Source organism: Streptomyces sp. NPDC051133, from assembly GCF_040682635.1.
Lineage (GTDB): Bacteria > Actinomycetota > Actinomycetes > Streptomycetales > Streptomycetaceae > Streptomyces.
In genome coordinates this window covers 23,354-39,901 of the sequence record NZ_JBFBBK010000007.1, presented here as the reverse complement: position 1 = coordinate 39,901, position 16,548 = coordinate 23,354, and the positions used below count along the sequence as shown (strand labels likewise).

Below are 16,548 nucleotides of genomic sequence, written 5' to 3'. Positions count from 1 at the left end.
CGGGCGGCTCAGACCTCCAGTTCCGCCTCGATCTTCTTCAGCTGGTGCCGGGCCATCGCCAGGTTGGCCCGGGAGGCGTCCAGTACCAGGTAGAGGAACAGGCCGTTGCCGCCGCGGCTCTTGAGCAGTCGGATCAGGTGGTACTGGTCCGAGAGCGTGATCAGGATGTCCTCGATATCGCCTTTGAGGCCCAGCATCTCCATCGTGCGCATCTTGGCGCGGATCACGTCGGTGTTGCCCGCGGCGGCCACGTTCAGGTCGAAGGCCTTGCTGCCGCCCATCGTGCCCAGCGCCATGCCGCTGGTGTAGTCGACGAGCGCTACGCCGGTCGCGCCCTCGATGGAGGTGAGGGCTTCCTTCAGCGCGGTCTCGGTGTTGGCCATGGTGAGTCCTCTCGGGTTGTTCAACTGTCGGTTGCCGGGCGCGCTTCGGCGCTCGTGGTGCGGGGTGTACGGGTGCGGGTACGGGTCGGGGGCGCGGCACTGACGGCGCCCAGCGGCCTTCCGGCCGGGCGGGCGGCCCGGGCCGCCGCCTCGGCGGCGTCGAGCAGCTCCCCGATGCGGGCGCCGGCCCGGCGGCCCTCGAGGTGCAGCCGGCCGACGTTGACGCGGCCTTCGGCGAGCAGGGTCAGCACGGCGGTGCGGCCGGCCGCGTAGGTGGCGACGTAGCCGCCCTCGCCGCGCACCAGCAGCTCGCGGAAGCCGCCGTGTCCGGTGGCGTCGGAGACCCGGACGGCGACGCCGAGCGCGGCGGCGGTGAGCGCCGACAGCCCCTCGGGGTCGACTCCGGGGGTGTCGTGGGCGACGACCAGGCCGTCGACGCCCGCCGCCAGGGCGCCGGTGAGCTGCGGGACACGGGTGCGCAGCCGGTGCAGCTCGTCCAGGACCACCTTGAGGTCCTCCTGGGACACCATCAGCTCTCTCCTCTCGGCGGGGCGGTGCCGTTCAAAGCGCCTCCAGCGCATCCCTGAGCCTCTTCAGCAGCGCGATGTCGGGGTCGGTGACCGGGGGTGGCAGTGGGGGTGGGAGTGGGGGCAGCGGTGGGGCGGAGGCCATCGGCAGCGGCGCCACGGGGCGCGGCGTGACATGTCCGGCCGCCGCCAGCCGGCGCACGTCGACCAGCGTGTGGAACGCCTGCCGGCCGAGGTTGCGGGCGATCCCGGTGGCCGTGCGGACGCCGTCCACGCGGTCCAGGACCGCCCGCTGCCGGGGCGCGACCGGCGTAGTGCCGGCCGGTCCGGCGGCCGGGTCCGCGCGGATCAGCGGGGCGCTGTCGGCGGCCGGGTCCGGCCACAGCCGGTGCAGCAGCAGCCGGCGGCGCAGCGTCTCGCGCTCCAGCGCGACGACCGGCACCGAGGGCAGCGGGCCGAGGCGGGGCGTGGAGTCGTACCGGAACCGGCCCGGGGTGCTGCTCGGCGCCAGCGCGAAGAACCCGGCGTCGTACAGCGCGTCCAGATGGCACAGCTCCAGTGCGCCCGCCGGCAACAGGTCGGACCCCCACAGGAGTTCGGCGGCCTTCAGCGGGCCGGCGGACTCGGCGGCGGCCCGCTGCCAGGCGGCGGCCGCGAGGGTGCCGTGGGCCGTGAGGAGCACGTCGAGACCGGGGGCGAGGGGGCTCTCGGCGTGCACCACCCGGCCCTCGGCCAGGTACAGGGTGCCGTGCTCTCTGTCCAGGACGCCGGTGGCCCGCTCCTCGGCGAGCCGCGTCAGCATCGGCGACAGCGCGCGCGTGGCCGCCTTGTCCCGCACCGGCAGGGGCGGCGGAGGTGTCCGCACCATGGTCATCCCAGCACCAGCCGGGCGGCCATCTCGCCCAGCCGGATCCGGGCGAGCGCGAGATTGCCCTCCTCGCGGCCGAGCCACAGGTGCAGGAAGACGCTGCTGTCGAAGGACGTGTCCACGAACCGCAGCAGGTGGTAGCTGTCGCGGTTGCTGATGATCAGGTCCTCCACCGGGGCGTGTTCGTCCCCCGGTGCCGCGAAGGAGCCGTGCTCGGCGGCCATCCGGGCCAGTTCGGCGGACTCGGCGGCGGTCGTCTCGTGATCCCCGCCGGGGGCCTCCCCGACCGTGCCGAGGGCGAGCCCGCTCGTCCAGTCCACCAGCGCCGCGCCCCGGGCTCCGGGCAATCGCATCGCTTCCAGCAAGCACTCGTCGATTCCGGGCACCGTGGCTCCCCTCCCGCGCCTGGGACTCCGGTTGAGTGACGCCGACACTACGCACCGTACGCGGGGAAGGTGGAGCCTTTGGCATTTTCCAGTGGAACATGCGTCAGGCGTACTAGAGTTGGTCAACTGACGTGTGTTTCACGGCCCTTGAACCATTTGTTCGAGGGGCGGCAGGGGTGCGTCAACGGCTCTCGGGCGCGCGCAGGGTGGTGAGCGCGGACGCGTGCGCCCCTCCGGATTCCGCCACCACCTCCGCGACCGTCTGCGGCTCCCGCACGGTCGCGAAGGCCACGCCCCCCGACCCGTCCGGCACGAAGCCGTGGATGCCGGGCCGGGCGAGGGAGTTGTAGGCGTAGTGGTGCGCGAAGTAGTACGCCCCCGTGTCCAGCGCCGCCGCGTAGTCCCCCTGCTCCAGCAGCGGCAGCGCGCGCCCCTCGGCCAGCAGGTCGCCGGAGAAGCAGGCCGGCCCGGCCACGTCCTGCACGACCTCCGGCCCCGCCTTGGGCCGCCCCTTGGCGTCGTACGCGGCGATCCTGAGCGGCCACGCCCCCGGCGCGTACACCGTCCGCGTCGCCACCTGCACGCCCGCGTGCGTCACCGCGATCCGCCGCCCGCCGGCGCTCTTGGCGTATTCCACCCGCGCCACAACCGTCCCGTGCTTGGCCAGCAGCGACCGCCCGAACTCGGTCACCAGCCCGTACCGCCCGTCGCACAGCCCCGGCACCTGGTCGGCCAGCAGCCGCGCGTACTGCGCGTACGACGGCGTCGTGGCCTCGGCCGCGAAGTTCACCGGCAGCCCGCCGCCGATGTCGAGCGTGTCGATCTGCCGCCGCCCCGCGCGCGCGTTGATCTCCTCCGCGAGCGCGTACGTCTCCGCCGCGCCCCGCACCATCAGCGGCAGCGGGATGCCCTGCGAGCCGGTGTGCGCGTGCAGCCGGGTCAGCCACGGTCGCTCCAGGTACGCCCGTACCACCCACTCGCGTGCCCCCTCGTCGCGCAGCGCCACGCCGAACTTCGAGGTCTCCGTGGCGGTCGAGGTCGCCCCGATCGTCCCGCCGCCGACCTGCGGATTCACCCGGATGCCGAGGGGGGAGCGAGGGGGCGCGGAGCGGACGAGGGTGTCCAGCCGGGCCAGCTCCTGCGGATTGTCGGCGTTCACGGCGACGCCCAGTGCCAGCGCCTCGCGCAGCTCGGCCGGGGTCTTGGCCGGCGAGTCCAGCACGGTCCGGGCCGGCGGCACCCCGGCGGCCCGTGCCAGCGCCAGCTCACCCGGGCTGGCCACCTCCGCGCCGATCCCCGCCTCGTGCAGCAGCCGCAGCACCGGCACCAGCGGGGTCGCCTTCACCGCGAAGGCGTGCAGCACCGGCGTCCCGGGTGCGAGGACCTCCTCGAACGCCGCCCGCAGCGCCGCCGCCGACTCCCGGATGCCGGTGACGTCCAGCAGTCCCACCACGGCCGCGTCCGGCCCCAGCAGCCCCTGCTCGACCGCTGCCCGCACCGCCTCGTCCCGCCGGGCGGCGCGGTCCCGCGCCCCGGTCCCGATGTCCTGCGCCACGACTTCTCCCCTCGTGTCCGCCTCTCGTACATCCAGCCAAACACCGACGGCGCGCGGACGGAGACGCCCCGATGTATTGACTAGTTCTATTCAGACAGCCAGGATGTGAATAGACGTAGTAACAGGAGGAGGCAGACGATGTCGGGACCCCGCCCCGTACGAGCTCCGCGCGGCACGGAACTCAGCACTCTGGGATGGCAGCAGGAAGCCGCCCTGCGCATGCTGCAGAACAACCTCGACCCCGAGGTCGCCGAGCACCCCGACAAGCTCGTCGTCTACGGCGGCACCGGCAAGGCCGCCCGTGACTGGCGCTCCTTCGACGCGATGGTGCGCACGCTGAGGACCCTCAAGCAGGACGAGACCATGCTGGTCCAGTCCGGCCGCCCGGTCGGCGTCATGCAGACCCACGAGTGGGCCCCGCGTGTCCTCATCGCCAACTCCAACCTGGTCGGCGACTGGGCCAACTGGGAGGAGTTCCGCCGTCTGGAGGCCCTCGGCCTGACCATGTACGGCCAGATGACCGCCGGGTCCTGGATCTACATCGGCACCCAGGGCATCCTCCAGGGCACCTACGAGACCTTCGCCGCCGTCGCCGCGAAGAAGTTCAACGGCACCCTCGCCGGCACCATCACCCTCACCGCCGGCCTCGGCGGCATGGGCGGCGCCCAGCCCCTCGCCGTCACGATGAACGACGGCGTCGCGATCTGCATCGACTGCGACCCGCGCGCCATCGACCGCCGCATCGAGCACCGCTACCTGGACGTGAAGGCCGACTCCCTGGACCACGCGCTCCAGCTGGCCACCGAGGCGCGGGACGCCCGCCGTCCGCTGTCCATCGGCGTCCTCGGCAACGCGGCCGAACTGGTCCCGCAGCTGCTCGCGATGAACGCGCCCATCGACATCGTCACCGACCAGACCTCCGCCCACGACCCGCTGTCCTACCTGCCGGTGGGGGTGGCCTTCGAGGACATGGCCGACGCCGCCGCCAAGGACCCGGCCGGCTTCACCACGCGTGCGCGGGAGTCCATGGCCAGGCACGTCGAGGCCATGGTCGGCTTCATGGACGCCGGTGCCGAGGTCTTCGACTACGGCAACTCCATCCGCGGCGAGGCCCAGCTGGCCGGTTACGACCGCGCGTTCGCCTTCCCCGGCTTCGTCCCCGCGTACATCCGTCCCCTCTTCTGCGAGGGCAAGGGCCCCTTCCGCTGGGCCGCCCTGTCCGGCGACGCGGCCGACATCGCCAAGACCGACAAGGCGCTCCTGGAGCTGTTCCCGGAGAACGAGTCCCTGGCCCGCTGGATCAAGATGGCCGGCGAGCGCGTCCACTTCCAGGGCCTGCCCGCGCGCATCTGCTGGCTCGGCTACGGCGAGCGGGACAAGGCCGGCGAGCGCTTCAACGACATGGTCGCCTCCGGTGAGCTGGCGGCTCCGCTGGCGATCGGCCGCGACCACCTCGACTGCGGGTCGGTGGCCTCGCCGTACCGCGAGACCGAGGCCATGCTCGACGGGTCCGACGCGATCGCCGACTGGCCGCTGCTGAACGCCATGGTGAACGTGGCCTCCGGCGCGTCCTGGGTCTCCATCCACCACGGTGGCGGCGTCGGCATGGGACGGTCCATCCACGCCGGGCAGGTCACGGTGGCCGACGGGACGAAGCTCGGCGGCGAGAAGATCCGTCGTGTCCTCACCAACGACCCCGGCATGGGCGTCATCCGGCACGTGGACGCGGGGTACGACATCGCGGACTCGGTCGCGGCCGAGCGGGGGGTCCGGGTGCCGATGCGTGAGGGTGACCCGGCGTGACCTTCCACAGCATGTGGGCGGAGCTGCTGCCGATCGGCCGCAGCTCCGCCTCCGGCGGCTACCGCCGCTACGCCTGGACCGGTGCCGACGCCGACTGCCGGGCCTGGTTCAGGCAGCAGGCCGAGGACCGCGGCCTGGCCTACGAAGTCGACCGGAACGGCAACCAGTGGGCCTGGCTCGGTGACCCGGCGGCCGGGGACGCGGTGGTCACCGGGTCGCATCTGGACTCCGTGCCGGACGGAGGGGCCTTCGACGGGCCCCTCGGGGTGGTCTCCTCCCTGGCCGCCCTGGACGAGCTGCGCGGCAGGGGAGCGCAGCTCACCAGGCCCCTGGCAGTCGTCAACTTCGGTGACGAGGAAGGGGCCCGGTTCGGGCTCGCCTGCGTCGGCTCCCGGCTCACCGCGGGGCAGTTGACGGTCGAGGCCGCCCACCGGCTCACCGACGGCGACGGTGTGACGCTGCCGCAGGCCATGGAGGCCGCCGGACACGACCCCGAGGCCATCGGGCCCGACCCCGAGCGGCTCGCCCGCATCGGCGCCTTCGTGGAGCTGCACGTCGAACAGGGCCGCGCGCTGGACCTGTCCGGCGACCGGGTCGGCATCGCCAGCGCCATCTGGCCGCACGGCCGGTGGAGGTTCGACTTCCGCGGCGAGGCCAACCACGCGGGGACGACCCGGCTCGTCGACCGGCGCGACCCGATGCTGTCGTACGCCGAGACCGTCCTCGCCGCCCGCCGGGAGGCCGAGCTGGCCGGTGCCGTCGCCACCTTCGGCAAGATCTCCGTCGAGCCGAACGGCGTCAACGCGATCCCCTCGCTGGTGCGCGGCTGGCTCGACTCCCGCGCCGCCGACCAGGGGACCCTGGACACGGTGGTCGGCGGCATCGAGAAGGCCGCCCGGGAGTACGCCGACGCCCACGGCATCGACCTGGACGTCGTCCGGGAGTCCTTCACGCCGGTCGTGGAGTTCGACCACGCCCTGCGCGACGAACTCGGCCGCATCCTGGGCAGGGACAGCGAGCTGACGGTGCCCGTCCTCGGAACCGGCGCCGGACACGACGCCGGAATCCTCTCCGGCAGCATCCCGACCGCCATGCTGTTCGTGCGCAACCCCACCGGTGTCTCGCACTCCCCGGCCGAGTTCGCGGCCGAGGACGACTGCGTGGCCGGGGTGCACGCGCTCGCCGACGTACTGGAAGGGCTGGCCTGCAGGTGACCAAGGCGACCTACTGGTTGGAGCACGCCTGGCTCGGCACGAACGTCGAGCCGGGAGTCGTGGTCGAGACGGCGGACGGGCGGATCACCGCCGTCCGCACCGGGACGCCCGCCCCGCCGCCCGGCGCCGAGGTGCTGCGCGGGCTGACCCTGCCCGGCCTGGCCAACGCCCACAGCCACGCCTTCCACCGGGCGCTGCGCGGCACGGTCCAGGTCGGCTCAGGAACCTTCTGGACCTGGCGCGAGGTGATGTACTCCGTCGCCGAGCGCCTCACCCCGGAGCGCTACCACGCCCTCGCCCGCGCGGTGTACGCCGAGATGGCGCTGGCCGGCATCACCTGTGTCGGCGAGTTCCACTACGTGCACCACGCACCCGGCGGCACCCCCTACGCCGACCCCAACGCGATGGGCGAGGCACTGATCGCGGCCGCCGCCGACGCCGGCATCCGGATCACCCTCCTCGACACCTGCTACCTCTCCTCCGGCATCTCGGACAAGCACGGTGGCGAGCCGCCCAACCCCCACCAGCTGCGGTTCTCCGACGGCAGCGCGCAGGCCTGGGCCGAACGCTGTGCAGTTCTCAAGGAACGGGATCACGCACGGATCGGGGCGGCGATCCACTCCGTACGGGCGGTGCCCGCCGACCAGTTGGCGACCGTGGCACGGTGGGCCGAGGAGCGCCGGGCCCCGCTGCACGTGCACCTGTCGGAGCAGACCGCCGAGAACGAGGCCTGCCTCGCCGTGCACGGCCGCACACCCACCCGGCTGCTCGCCGACCACGGTGTCCTCGGACCGCGCACCACCGGCGTGCACAACACCCACCTCACCGACGAGGACATCGCGCTGCTCGGCGGCTCGGGCACCGGCACCTGCATGTGCCCGACGACCGAGCGCGACCTCGCCGACGGCATCGGCCCGGCCGTCACCCTGCAGCGGGCCGGTTCCCCGCTCTCCCTCGGCTCCGACAGCCACGCCGTCATCGACCTGCTCGAAGAGGCGCGCGCGATGGAGCTGAACGAGCGGCTGCGCACCCGCACCCGCGGACACTGGACGGCCGCGGCCCTGCTGCGGGCGGCCTCCGCGGACGGACACGCGGCCCTGGGCTGGGAGGAGGCGGGCACCCTGGAGACCGGGGCCACGGCCGACTTCACGACCATCGCCCTCGACTCCGTCAGAACAGCGGGACCGGTGCCCCGGCTCGGCGCCGAGACGGCCGTATTCGCGGCGAGCGCGGCGGACGTACGGCATACGGTCGTGGCCGGCCGGCACGTCGTACGCGACGGAGCGCACACGCTCGTACCGGACGTGCCGCGGGCGCTGGCCGCCGCCGTCGAAGCCCTGCGCGGCTGAGGACCGCCGACCCCCACAAGGACGACACCATGAGCAGCAGCACCGTCATCACCAACATCGCCACGCTGGTCACCAACGACCCCTCCCTCGGTGACGGCTCCCCTCTCGGTCTGGTCCAGGACGCGGCCGTCGTCATCGACGGCGACCGCATCGCGTGGACCGGTGAATCCAGCAAAGCACCCGCCACTGACAACCGGGTCGACGCGGGCGGCCGGGCGGTGCTGCCGGGCTTCGTGGACTCGCACTCGCACCTGGTCTTCGCCGGCGACCGCACGCAGGAGTTCAACGCCCGCATGTCCGGCCGCTCCTACACGGCCGGCGGCATCCGCACCACGGTCGCGGCCACCCGGGCGGCGAGCGACGCCGACCTGGAGGCGAACCTCACCCACTACCTCGCCGAGGCCCTCCGCCAGGGCACCACCACCTTCGAGACGAAGTCGGGCTACGGCCTCACCGTCGAGGACGAGTCCCGCGCCCTGCGCATCGCGGCCCGGCACACCGACGAGGTGACGTACCTCGGCGCCCACATCGTCGCGCCCGACCACGCCGACGACCCGGCCGCCTACGTCGCCCTGGTCACCGGCGAGATGCTGGACGCCTGCGCGCCGCACGCCCGCTGGATCGACGTGTTCTGCGAGAAGGGCGCCTTCGACGGCGACCAGGCCCGCGCGATCCTCACCGCCGGCAGGGCGAAGGGCCTGCACCCCCGCATCCACGCCAACCAGCTCTCCTACGGCCCCGGCGTCCAGCTGGCCGTCGAGCTGGACGCGGCCAGCGCCGACCACTGCACCCATCTCACGGACGCGGACGTCGACGCCCTGGCGAACAGCGACACGGTGGCCACCCTCCTGCCCGGCGCGGAGTTCTCCACCCGGGCCGAGTGGCCCGACGCCCGCCGCCTGCTGGACGCGGGGGTCACGGTGGCGCTGTCGACGGACTGCAACCCGGGCTCGTCCTTCACCTCCTCCGTGCCCTTCTGCATCGCCCTGGCCGTCCGCGACATGCGGATGACCCCCGACGAGGCGGTCTGGTCGGCCACGGCGGGCGGCGCGGCGGCCCTGCGCCGCACCGACGTCGGCCGCCTCACCCCCGGCGCCCGCGCCGATCTGACCCTCCTGGACGCCCCCAGCCACGTCCACCTCGCCTACCGGCCGGGCGTACCGCTGGTCAACGGGGTGTGGCGCGAGGGTACGCGCGTGGTGTGAGCGGCGCGGGCGGGACCGGGGCCGGGTTCAGGCGGCCCCGGCCCGCCACCGCTGCTCCTGGCCGCCGTCCAGGGGCCGCAGGGCCACGCCGTAGCGGCCGTCCGGGGTCACCGCCGTCTCGATCGCGATGTCGGGGCGGATCGTGCCGTCGGGGTCGACGGTGAAGCGGAGGTTGTCGCCGTTGTCGCCGTAGACCGAGTCGCAGCCCCAGATGCCGACGCCCCGGTCGACCGAGCCCCGGCTGTCCAGGCAGAAGTCGTCGTCGGCGGCCGAGCGGAGCACGCCCAGACGGGTGTCGTAGCGCCAGCGCTGGGTGGGGGAGGACGAGCAGGGGGCGGTGACGACGTCGTTGCCCTGGTCCAGGTCGCCGTCGCGGATGTCCAGGCAGCGGCCCGTGGCCAGGTTCACCACCTGGGCGAAGGAGGTGCCCGGCGGCGCGGGCGGGGGCGTCGGCGCGGGGGTCGTCCGGCGCGGCGGGGGTGTGGCCGGGCGGTGTGACGTCCTGGCCGGACGCGGCGGCTCGGAGGAGGGGGACGGCGACGGGGAGGCAGACGGGGAGGCAGACGGGGACGGGGTGACGGAGACCGTCGCGGTGACCGTCACGGGCGGTGGCGCCGGGGTCGCCGCCGTCCGCTGCTGCCCGTCGGAGCTGTGGGCCGGGGTGAGGAGGAACACCAGCAGCGGAACCAGGGCCACGCCCAGCGCCGCCGAGACCAGCAGGAGACGGCGGGCCGGCGGCCAGGGCGCCTGGTCGGAGAGGGCGCCCCCGGCGAGCGGGCGCGGCGGCTCGGACCGGCGCAGATACGCCGTCCCGTGCCACGGCAGCAGGCCCTCCGCCAGGGTCTGGCGCGGAGTGTCCCTGAGCGCCCGCAGGTCCTCGACCGCGGCCGTGCAGTGCGGGCAGCCCGCCATGTGGGCGTCCAGGTCGGGGCTGTAGCGCGGCGCGTCCGGCCGTACCGCCTCCTCGATCAGCCGGCGGAAGTCGGCGCAGCGCGGGTCGTCGGAGGCGGCGAGGCGGTGGGTGAGGCAGGAGCGGGACAGGGCCTTGAGGGCCTGCGGAATGCCGTGGGCCACGTCGGCGCTGCTCAGGCCCAGATGGGCGGCGGTCCGTTCCTGCGGTTCCCGCTCCAGCACGCCGTACCAGAGCAGGCCCTGGGTGCGGGACGGCAGTGCCTGGAAGGCGGTCAGGAGCGGCGGGGTCGGGCCCTCGGGCAGGCCGGCCGCGTCCAGCACCAGCAGCAGGCCCGGGTCCACGCCCGTGGAGCGCTCGTCGCGCGCCCAGGTGGCCGTGCGGGCGGCGGTCACGAGCAGCAGCCGGTGACGCAGCGGGACGCCCGGTTCGACGCCGCGTGCCGTCTCGCGGGCCACCGTGGTGAACGCCTCCGCCGTCAGCCGGCGGGCCACGGACTCGCTCGCGGCGCACAGCCGCGCGTAGGCGAGGACCGCCGGCTGGTGCCGTCGGCGCAGCTCCTGCAGCGCGGGGTACGCCGTCGGCGTCCGGGTGCGCAGCAGTTCGGTCAGGCGCGCGTCCGGCGTGTCCTCGTGACCTCCGTCCGTCCCGGCCAGGCCGCCCTGAGCCATCCGGCATCCTCCGTTCCAGAACGCGTCCGGCCGACCGGCCGGTTCGGGGGCCCCATGCTGGTGGAGGGGGACGGCCGGGGAAAGAGGTTTCCGCGGGTAACCGCATAACGGTTGGGGAGTTGGGGTACCCACCGGATCCGGAGAGGCAGGCCCGGAGCCGGGAAGACCGAAGCGGTCCGGCACCGACGGCCGGACCGCTTCGACGTACGGAGACGACACTCCGGAGGGTCACTCCTCCAGCGTCAGCCCCTTGCGCAGCCGCACCAGCGTGCGCGACAGCAGCCGGGACACGTGCATCTGGGAGATGCCGAGTTCCTCGCCGATCTCCGACTGGGTCATGTTGGCCACGAACCGCAGGGAGAGGATCTTGCGGTCCCGGGCCGGGAGTTCCGCGATCAGGGGCTTGAGGGACTCGACGTACTCGATCCCCTCCAGACCGTGGTCCTCGTACCCGATGCGGTCCGCGAGCGCGCCCTCGGTCTCGTCCTCCTCGGGCTGGGCGTCCAGCGAGGAGGCGGTGTAGGCGTTCGAGGCGGCCATGCCCTCGACGACCTCGTCGTTCGAGATGCCGAGACGCTCGGCGAGTTCCGCGACCGTCGGCGCGCGGTCCAGCTTCTGTGCCAGCTCGTCCCCGGCCTTGGCCAGGTCCAGGCGCAGCTCCTGCAGCCTGCGCGGGACGCGCACGGACCACGAGGTGTCGCGGAAGAAACGCTTGATCTCACCGATGATGGTCGGCATCGCGAACGTGGGGAACTCCACACCGCGCGAGAGTTCGAACCGGTCGATCGCCTTGATCAGGCCGATCGTGCCGACCTGGATGATGTCCTCCATCGGCTCGCTGCGGGAGCGGAAGCGGGAGGCGGCGAACTTGACGAGCGCGAGGTTGAGCTCGACGAGCGTGTTGCGGACGTACGAGTACTCGTGCGTCCCTTCCTCCAGCGACTCCAGCCGCTCGAAGAGGGTCTTGGACAGGGCCCGCGCGTCGACCGGGCCGATCTCGTCGTACGGGGGGATCTCCGGGAGTCCCTCGAAGGCGTCGAGGGCGTCGATGGGATGATCCAGTTGTTCCGGTGGGGGTGTCGACGTCGCGATCGGGGTAGGCGATGCGTCGAGCCGGGGTGACATGGGTGTCCTCCATCGTTCTCGGCATAAGGCTGCCGAAGCCAAAACGTGCACTGCGAGGTGCGGCGCCTCCGAAGCCGGCGTGTAGGGGCAGGTGTACTTACTAGCCCTACCCGCTTCACCGAACCGATCGCAAGTGCGTCTTGTCCGGGTATGTCCGATTCTGTGAGGTTGTTCGGGTGTCGGAGTGCGGATGGAAGGCGTAATGTTCGAGGGCATCAGCAGCCACGACCTCGGGAGAGAGACGGCATGGACCACGGGACGGTCGGCAGCGCACAGTCGGGCCGGCTTCTGGTGGAGGTGCGGGAAGAGGGCTCCAGCGCCGTTGTGACACCGGCGGGTGAGCTCGACCATCACACCGCCGATCTTTTGCGTGAGCCCCTCGACGACCTCCTGGCCAAGGGCTTCTCACGGCTCGTGGTGGACTGCGCGCGCCTGGAGTTCTGCGACTCCACGGGGCTGAACGTCCTGCTCGGCGCCCGGCTGAAGGCCGAGGCCGCCGGGGGCGGGGTTCATCTGGCCGGGATGCAGCCGGTGGTCGCCCGTGTGTTCGAGATCACGGGGGCCGAGGCGGTCTTCACCGTGCACGACTCCGTGGAGGCGGCCCTGGCCGACGGTGCCGACTGAGCCCGCTGCCCGGCCCCTGCCGCGCACCGGCCGCTCGGGGCGTTGCACCAGCCACGCCGAAGACGGTGGTGTTCCCTGGGCCCGGCCGGGCAGGAGAGGGCAGGAGACAGCAGCACACATCCTGACGACAGCCGGCCACCGGAGCGTCCGGAACCGGCGGACGACCTGGACGGGCCGTGCGTGCGAGGGACGGGCGGGCGGGGAACCCCGAAGCACGGGCGGCGGGCGCATGGCGTACGGACCGTTCGGCACCGGCCGGTGCCGGACTTTTGAATCGTGAACTGGTGAATCGGTGAGGTGAAGCGCTGATGAGCACCACCCGGCCTTACTCGCCGGGCGACCGCGGCCCGGAGCCCAGCGGCGCTTCCGGGGCGTCCGAGGGGGGCGCGCCGGCTGCCGGCGCCGCCACGGGGGCAGCCGCGCCGTCCGTGCCGACCGGGGCCTCCGGCGGCACTCCGGAGGTCCGGGGGCCACAGGTCCGCAAGCTCGGCCTGCGAGGCGAGAGCGGGGTCGTCCCACTCGCCCGCGACTTCAGCCGTCAGGCGCTGTACGCGTGGGGCTGGCTGCCCGCGGCCACCGCCGACCAGCGGGCCGCCGCCGAGGACGTGCTGCTCGTCGTCTCCGAGCTGGTCACCAACGCCTGCCTGCACGCCGACGGCCCCGACGAGCTGCTCCTCGCCTGTGACAACAAGGTGATCCGGGTGGAGGTCTCCGACCCCGGCACCGGCCAGCCCGCGCCGCGCACCCCGCACCGCGCGGGACGGCCCGGCGGGCACGGCATGTTCATCGTGCAGCGGTTGTGCCTCGACTGGGGCGTGGTCCGGGTGCAGGGCCGTCCCGGCAAGACGGTCTGGGCCGAACTCGGCGCACCCGCCTGACGGCCGACGGGCACCTCCCGAGCCTCCGTCTCCACTCCGGCACCCCGACACACACGCCGGATCGCCACAACTCCGGCGTGTGACGTGTCTTCCTTCCTCACGACCCCCGGCGTACCTTGACGGCCAAATCTGATGTGCCGTCAGGAAACCGTCCGTCTGTCGTCAGGAACGAATGGGGTGGACCGATCGTGTCGTACCCGAAACGAACCGCCGCGCTCGCGTCCGCCGCGGCCCTGGCCGGCTCGGTGGTGCTGCTGACCGCGCCGGCCGCCCATGCCGACGTCGTCGACGTCAACTACCGCTGCCAGACGCCGATCGGCGTCAAGAGCGCCGTGTCGCCCATCGCCATCAAGGGCGTCAAGAGCGGCAGCGGCTACAAGATCACCATGTCCTGGCAGAAGGGCGTCTCCTCCAGTCCGGTCGAGCTGGGCAAGGGTGCGATGAGCCCGAGCGCCACCATCAGGCTGGGCGGCGCGGACAGTGGCAGCCTGCCGGTCAGCGGGCCCGCCAACGCCGCTGCCATCCCCGCCAACACCCCGATAAAGATCAGTGACCTGAGCGGCACGTACACGCCGAAGAAGTCGGGCAAGGTCACCTTCACCCCGGGCACGCTCACCATCAAGGCGCTGGGTACGACGACGACCTGCACGCCGGCCAACAGTCCCGGGCCGGCCCTCACGCTGGACGTCACCGCGGCCGGCGGCTCGTCGACCGCCGGCTCCTCGACGCCGTCCGGCGGCGACACCGGCCGGCTCCCGCAGACCGGCCCCGAGGACTCCGCGATCGCCCTGGCCACGGTCGGCGGCACGGTCCTCCTCGCCGGAGCGGCGGGCACCCTGTGGCTGACCCGCCGCGGCCAGCCCGTGCGGCGCTGAGACTCCGGTGTGCCGCCGGGGCTCGGCAGCGCGGCGGAGCCCCCCGCCGCCCACTGCCCCCCGGCCCGCCCCCGCCCGTCCGGCCCACGACCGTCGGAGCCGCCCATGCCGTCCGCCGCCCGTGTCCTGTCCCGCTGCCGGCGTCTGCTCCCCGTCGCCGTCCCGGCGATGCTCTGCCTGACCGTGCCGGTCGGAGTGGCGCCCCGGGCCGCTGCCGCCGCAGGAGGCTGGTCCGTCGCGCCCTCGGGGGGTGACCGCCCGTCCCTCTACGCCGAGGGCCCGCCCGGAGCGGTCCTGCGGGACACGGTGTCCGTCACGAACTCCGGCCGGAAGCCCGTCGCCGTACGGCTGTCCGGCACCGGCGTCCGGGTCGCCTTCGCCGGGCAGGGCGTACGCGTTCCCGCCCGCACCCGCGCCGACGTGCCCTTCACGGTGACCGTCCCGGCCGGTGCCGGACCCGGGGACCGCGCCGGCACGATCGTGGTCCGCGCCGCCGACGGGCGGACGGTGACCGTACCGCTGCGGCTGCGCGTCCGCGGCCCGGCGCTCGCCGCGCTGACCGTGGAGCACCTGTCCGTACACCCCGGCCGGCTCACCTACGAACTGGTCAACCGCGGTACGACCGTCCTCGTGCCGAGGCTCGCGGTGCGGGCGGACGGCGTCCTCGGCCGGGTCCTGGACCGTCCGGCGCGCGTCCTGCCCGTCCACCTGCGCCCCGGTGCGCGGCTGAGGCTCAGCGAGCCCTGGCCGGACCAGCCCGCGCTGGACTCGGTCGACGTACGGCTCACGGTCACGGCCCCGGGTGGAGCGCGGGACACGGCGACCGCGTCGGCGCGGTTCGTGCCCTGGGGCCCGGCGGCGGGCGTGGCCGGCGGTGCGCTGGTCCTGGGCGCGGTGATCGTCGTACGGCGACGGGGGAGCCGTACGACGGACAGCGGTGGTGCGACCACGGACGCCCCGGGGGCGGACGGCGGCCCCGCACCCGACCGCGGACCGGCCCCGCACCGTCCCACCGCGGCCGAAACCCCCACCCGGAGCACCCAGTTGACGGGAGGCGTGCCGAAGTGAGCGGCATCGTGCGGATTCTGCGGGGGACGGCGTGCGGGGCGGTGCTCGTGCTGCTGCTGGTGAGCCTCGCGGGGCCGGTGCGGGCGGCGGACCGGCCCGTGGTGAAGCTGTCCGCCGGGCAGGCAGGCACCGGCGGCTCGGTCACCGTCACCGGGACCGGCTGGCGGCCGCGCACCCTGCTGATGCTGCTGGTCTGCGGGCGGGCCACCCCGGCCCGGGGCGTCATCGGCGGCACCAACTCCTGTGCCAACGGCGACGGCCGGGCCGTCACCACCGACACCCGGGGGGCCTTCGGCAAGAAGCTCCCGGTCGCCGAGCCGCCCGTGCCCTGCCCCTGTGTGGTGCACGTGGCCACCGTCACGGGGGCCGAGGCCGAGGCGGACGCCGTGCTGCGGGTCGCGGGGCATCCGGTCGCCGCGCTGCCCGCCGAGCCCGCGGACGGCCGCCTCGCGATCCTCTCCGACACCCGGCTGACCGGCTCCGGCTCCCTGCTGACCTGGTTCGGCGCCCCGCCGGGCCGCACCCTGGTCTTCACCGTCGGCAACACCGGCACCGGCACGATCAAGGACCCCGTGTTCCAGGTCGGCACCGCGCACGGCGTCTTCGCACCCCAGTGGGACGACCGGCAGTGGCACGGCACCCTCGCGCCCGGCAGGAAGGCGCAGGTGGAGCTGCCGGTGGAGCTGTCGGCCGGGGCGCACGGCGACTACACCGTGTCCCTGAAGTACGACGGCAGGGTCCTCGCCGCGCAGCCGTGGGGTGTGGGCCGCCCCTGGGGCGTGACGCTGTTCTGGATCCTGCTCTGCCTGGTCGTCCCGGCCGCGCTGTTCCGCATCGGCATGGCCGTGGTGGACCGGATACGGCCGCGCCGCCCGGCCGGTGTCCGCCGCGGCGGCGGACGGCGGCCGCCCCGGCCCGCCCTGCGGCTGCCGCTCTCCCGCGCCCGCGCCCCCGAGGCGGCCGCCGCCGAAGCGGCCCCCACGACCCCGACCCTGCCGTGGTTCGGCCCGGACTCCGTCCCGGGCGGCCCGGCCGGCCGGCTCTCCGCACCGCACGACGACAGCCCGACGAGTCCGACGACTCCCACCACGAAGGGACCCACGTGAG

Annotated in this window: 16 protein-coding genes; 9 read left to right on the top strand and 7 right to left on the bottom strand. The window is 73.9% G+C overall.

The window, feature by feature from the left end; all coding sequences use genetic code 11:
- Window positions 1–8 precede the first annotated feature (8 nt).
- The 5 genes from AB0N17_RS10110 to AB0N17_RS10090 all read right to left on the bottom strand — a co-directional run bounded on the left by AB0N17_RS10110 (window position 9) and on the right by AB0N17_RS10090 (window position 3,719).
- A complete protein-coding gene (locus AB0N17_RS10110) occupies window positions 9–383 on the bottom strand; it encodes a hypothetical protein (RefSeq protein WP_366010717.1) in 375 nt (124 codons plus the stop codon).
- A 20-nt stretch (window positions 384–403) separates the two neighbouring features.
- On the bottom strand, window positions 404–913 hold the full coding sequence (locus tag AB0N17_RS10105; RefSeq protein ID WP_366010716.1) for a roadblock/LC7 domain-containing protein: 510 nt from the start codon (window positions 911–913) through the stop codon (window positions 404–406).
- 31 nt (window positions 914–944) lie between these two features.
- Entirely contained in the window at window positions 945–1,784 is an 840-nt protein-coding gene (locus AB0N17_RS10100) for a transcriptional regulator (RefSeq protein ID WP_366010715.1), read from the bottom strand.
- Window positions 1,781–2,164 carry a hypothetical protein gene (locus AB0N17_RS10095; RefSeq protein ID WP_366010714.1) on the bottom strand — a complete coding sequence of 128 codons (384 nt, stop codon included), beginning with the start codon at window positions 2,162–2,164 and terminating at the stop codon, window positions 1,781–1,783. The genes AB0N17_RS10100 and AB0N17_RS10095 overlap by 4 nt, the downstream gene beginning before the upstream one ends.
- Before the next feature lie 181 nt (window positions 2,165–2,345).
- Window positions 2,346–3,719, bottom strand: coding sequence for a diaminopimelate decarboxylase (locus AB0N17_RS10090; RefSeq protein ID WP_366010713.1), 1,374 nt, complete (start codon window positions 3,717–3,719; stop codon window positions 2,346–2,348).
- Between the two features lie 138 nt (window positions 3,720–3,857).
- On the opposite strand from AB0N17_RS10090, the gene hutU reads away from it, so the two are divergent.
- Genes hutU through hutI form a run of 4 tightly spaced genes read left to right on the top strand, consistent with a single transcriptional unit; the run spans window position 3,858 to window position 9,290 of the window.
- The gene (gene hutU / locus AB0N17_RS10085; protein WP_366010712.1) at window positions 3,858–5,522 is read left to right on the top strand and encodes a urocanate hydratase; all 1,665 of its coding nucleotides are present in this window, start codon (window positions 3,858–3,860) and stop codon (window positions 5,520–5,522) included.
- Window positions 5,519–6,736: an allantoate amidohydrolase gene (locus AB0N17_RS10080; RefSeq protein WP_366010711.1), complete on the top strand. Its 1,218-nt coding sequence runs from the start codon at window positions 5,519–5,521 to the stop codon at window positions 6,734–6,736. The genes hutU and AB0N17_RS10080 overlap by 4 nt, the downstream gene beginning before the upstream one ends.
- The gene (locus AB0N17_RS10075) at window positions 6,733–8,085 is read left to right on the top strand and encodes a formimidoylglutamate deiminase (RefSeq protein ID WP_366010710.1); all 1,353 of its coding nucleotides are present in this window, start codon (window positions 6,733–6,735) and stop codon (window positions 8,083–8,085) included. The genes AB0N17_RS10080 and AB0N17_RS10075 overlap by 4 nt, the downstream gene beginning before the upstream one ends.
- A 29-nt stretch (window positions 8,086–8,114) precedes the next feature.
- Window positions 8,115–9,290, top strand: a complete 1,176-nt coding sequence (hutI, locus tag AB0N17_RS10070; RefSeq protein WP_366010709.1) for an imidazolonepropionase — start codon at window positions 8,115–8,117, stop codon at window positions 9,288–9,290.
- Window positions 9,291–9,317: 27 nt separating this feature from the next.
- Here hutI and AB0N17_RS10065 read toward each other — a convergent pair whose 3' ends face one another.
- Together AB0N17_RS10065 and AB0N17_RS10060 are read right to left on the bottom strand one after the other, a co-directional pair.
- Window positions 9,318–10,871, bottom strand: coding sequence for an RICIN domain-containing protein (locus AB0N17_RS10065; RefSeq protein ID WP_366010708.1), 1,554 nt, complete (start codon window positions 10,869–10,871; stop codon window positions 9,318–9,320).
- A 228-nt stretch (window positions 10,872–11,099) separates the two neighbouring features.
- On the bottom strand, window positions 11,100–11,996 hold the full coding sequence (locus AB0N17_RS10060; RefSeq protein WP_366010707.1) for an RNA polymerase sigma factor SigF: 897 nt from the start codon (window positions 11,994–11,996) through the stop codon (window positions 11,100–11,102).
- A gap of 246 nt (window positions 11,997–12,242) precedes the next feature.
- On the opposite strand from AB0N17_RS10060, the gene AB0N17_RS10055 reads away from it, so the two are divergent.
- The 5 genes from AB0N17_RS10055 to AB0N17_RS10035 all read left to right on the top strand — a co-directional run bounded on the left by AB0N17_RS10055 (window position 12,243) and on the right by AB0N17_RS10035 (window position 16,547).
- On the top strand, window positions 12,243–12,620 hold the full coding sequence (locus AB0N17_RS10055; RefSeq protein WP_365587864.1) for an STAS domain-containing protein: 378 nt from the start codon (window positions 12,243–12,245) through the stop codon (window positions 12,618–12,620).
- 308 nt (window positions 12,621–12,928) lie between these two features.
- On the top strand, window positions 12,929–13,498 hold the full coding sequence (locus AB0N17_RS10050; RefSeq protein WP_366010706.1) for an ATP-binding protein: 570 nt from the start codon (window positions 12,929–12,931) through the stop codon (window positions 13,496–13,498).
- Between the two features lie 188 nt (window positions 13,499–13,686).
- A complete protein-coding gene (locus AB0N17_RS10045) occupies window positions 13,687–14,373 on the top strand; it encodes an LPXTG cell wall anchor domain-containing protein (RefSeq protein WP_366010705.1) in 687 nt (228 codons plus the stop codon).
- Window positions 14,374–14,478: 105 nt separating this feature from the next.
- Entirely contained in the window at window positions 14,479–15,441 is a 963-nt protein-coding gene (locus tag AB0N17_RS10040) for a hypothetical protein (protein WP_366010704.1), read from the top strand.
- Window positions 15,438–16,547 (top strand): hypothetical protein, encoded by a 1,110-nt coding sequence (locus AB0N17_RS10035; protein ID WP_366010703.1) that lies wholly within the window; start codon window positions 15,438–15,440, stop codon window positions 16,545–16,547. The genes AB0N17_RS10040 and AB0N17_RS10035 overlap by 4 nt, the downstream gene beginning before the upstream one ends.
- Window position 16,548 lies beyond the last annotated feature (1 nt).

Excerpts from the sequence above, each read along its gene's own strand:
- AB0N17_RS10110 (WP_366010717.1), bottom strand. The coding sequence starts at position 383 with ATGGCCAACACCGAGACCGCGCTGAAGGAAGCCCTCACCTCCATCGAG.
- AB0N17_RS10105 (WP_366010716.1), bottom strand. The coding sequence starts at position 913 with ATGGTGTCCCAGGAGGACCTCAAGGTGGTCCTGGACGAGCTGCACCGG.
- AB0N17_RS10100 (WP_366010715.1), bottom strand. The coding sequence starts at position 1,784 with ATGACCATGGTGCGGACACCTCCGCCGCCCCTGCCGGTGCGGGACAAG.
- hutU (WP_366010712.1), top strand. The coding sequence starts at position 3,858 with ATGTCGGGACCCCGCCCCGTACGAGCTCCGCGCGGCACGGAACTCAGC.
- hutI (WP_366010709.1), top strand. The coding sequence starts at position 8,115 with ATGAGCAGCAGCACCGTCATCACCAACATCGCCACGCTGGTCACCAAC.
- AB0N17_RS10065 (WP_366010708.1), bottom strand. The coding sequence starts at position 10,871 with ATGGCTCAGGGCGGCCTGGCCGGGACGGACGGAGGTCACGAGGACACG.
- AB0N17_RS10060 (WP_366010707.1), bottom strand. The coding sequence starts at position 11,996 with ATGTCACCCCGGCTCGACGCATCGCCTACCCCGATCGCGACGTCGACA.
- AB0N17_RS10055 (WP_365587864.1), top strand. The coding sequence starts at position 12,243 with ATGGACCACGGGACGGTCGGCAGCGCACAGTCGGGCCGGCTTCTGGTG.
- AB0N17_RS10050 (WP_366010706.1), top strand. The coding sequence starts at position 12,929 with ATGAGCACCACCCGGCCTTACTCGCCGGGCGACCGCGGCCCGGAGCCC.
- AB0N17_RS10040 (WP_366010704.1), top strand. The coding sequence starts at position 14,479 with ATGCCGTCCGCCGCCCGTGTCCTGTCCCGCTGCCGGCGTCTGCTCCCC.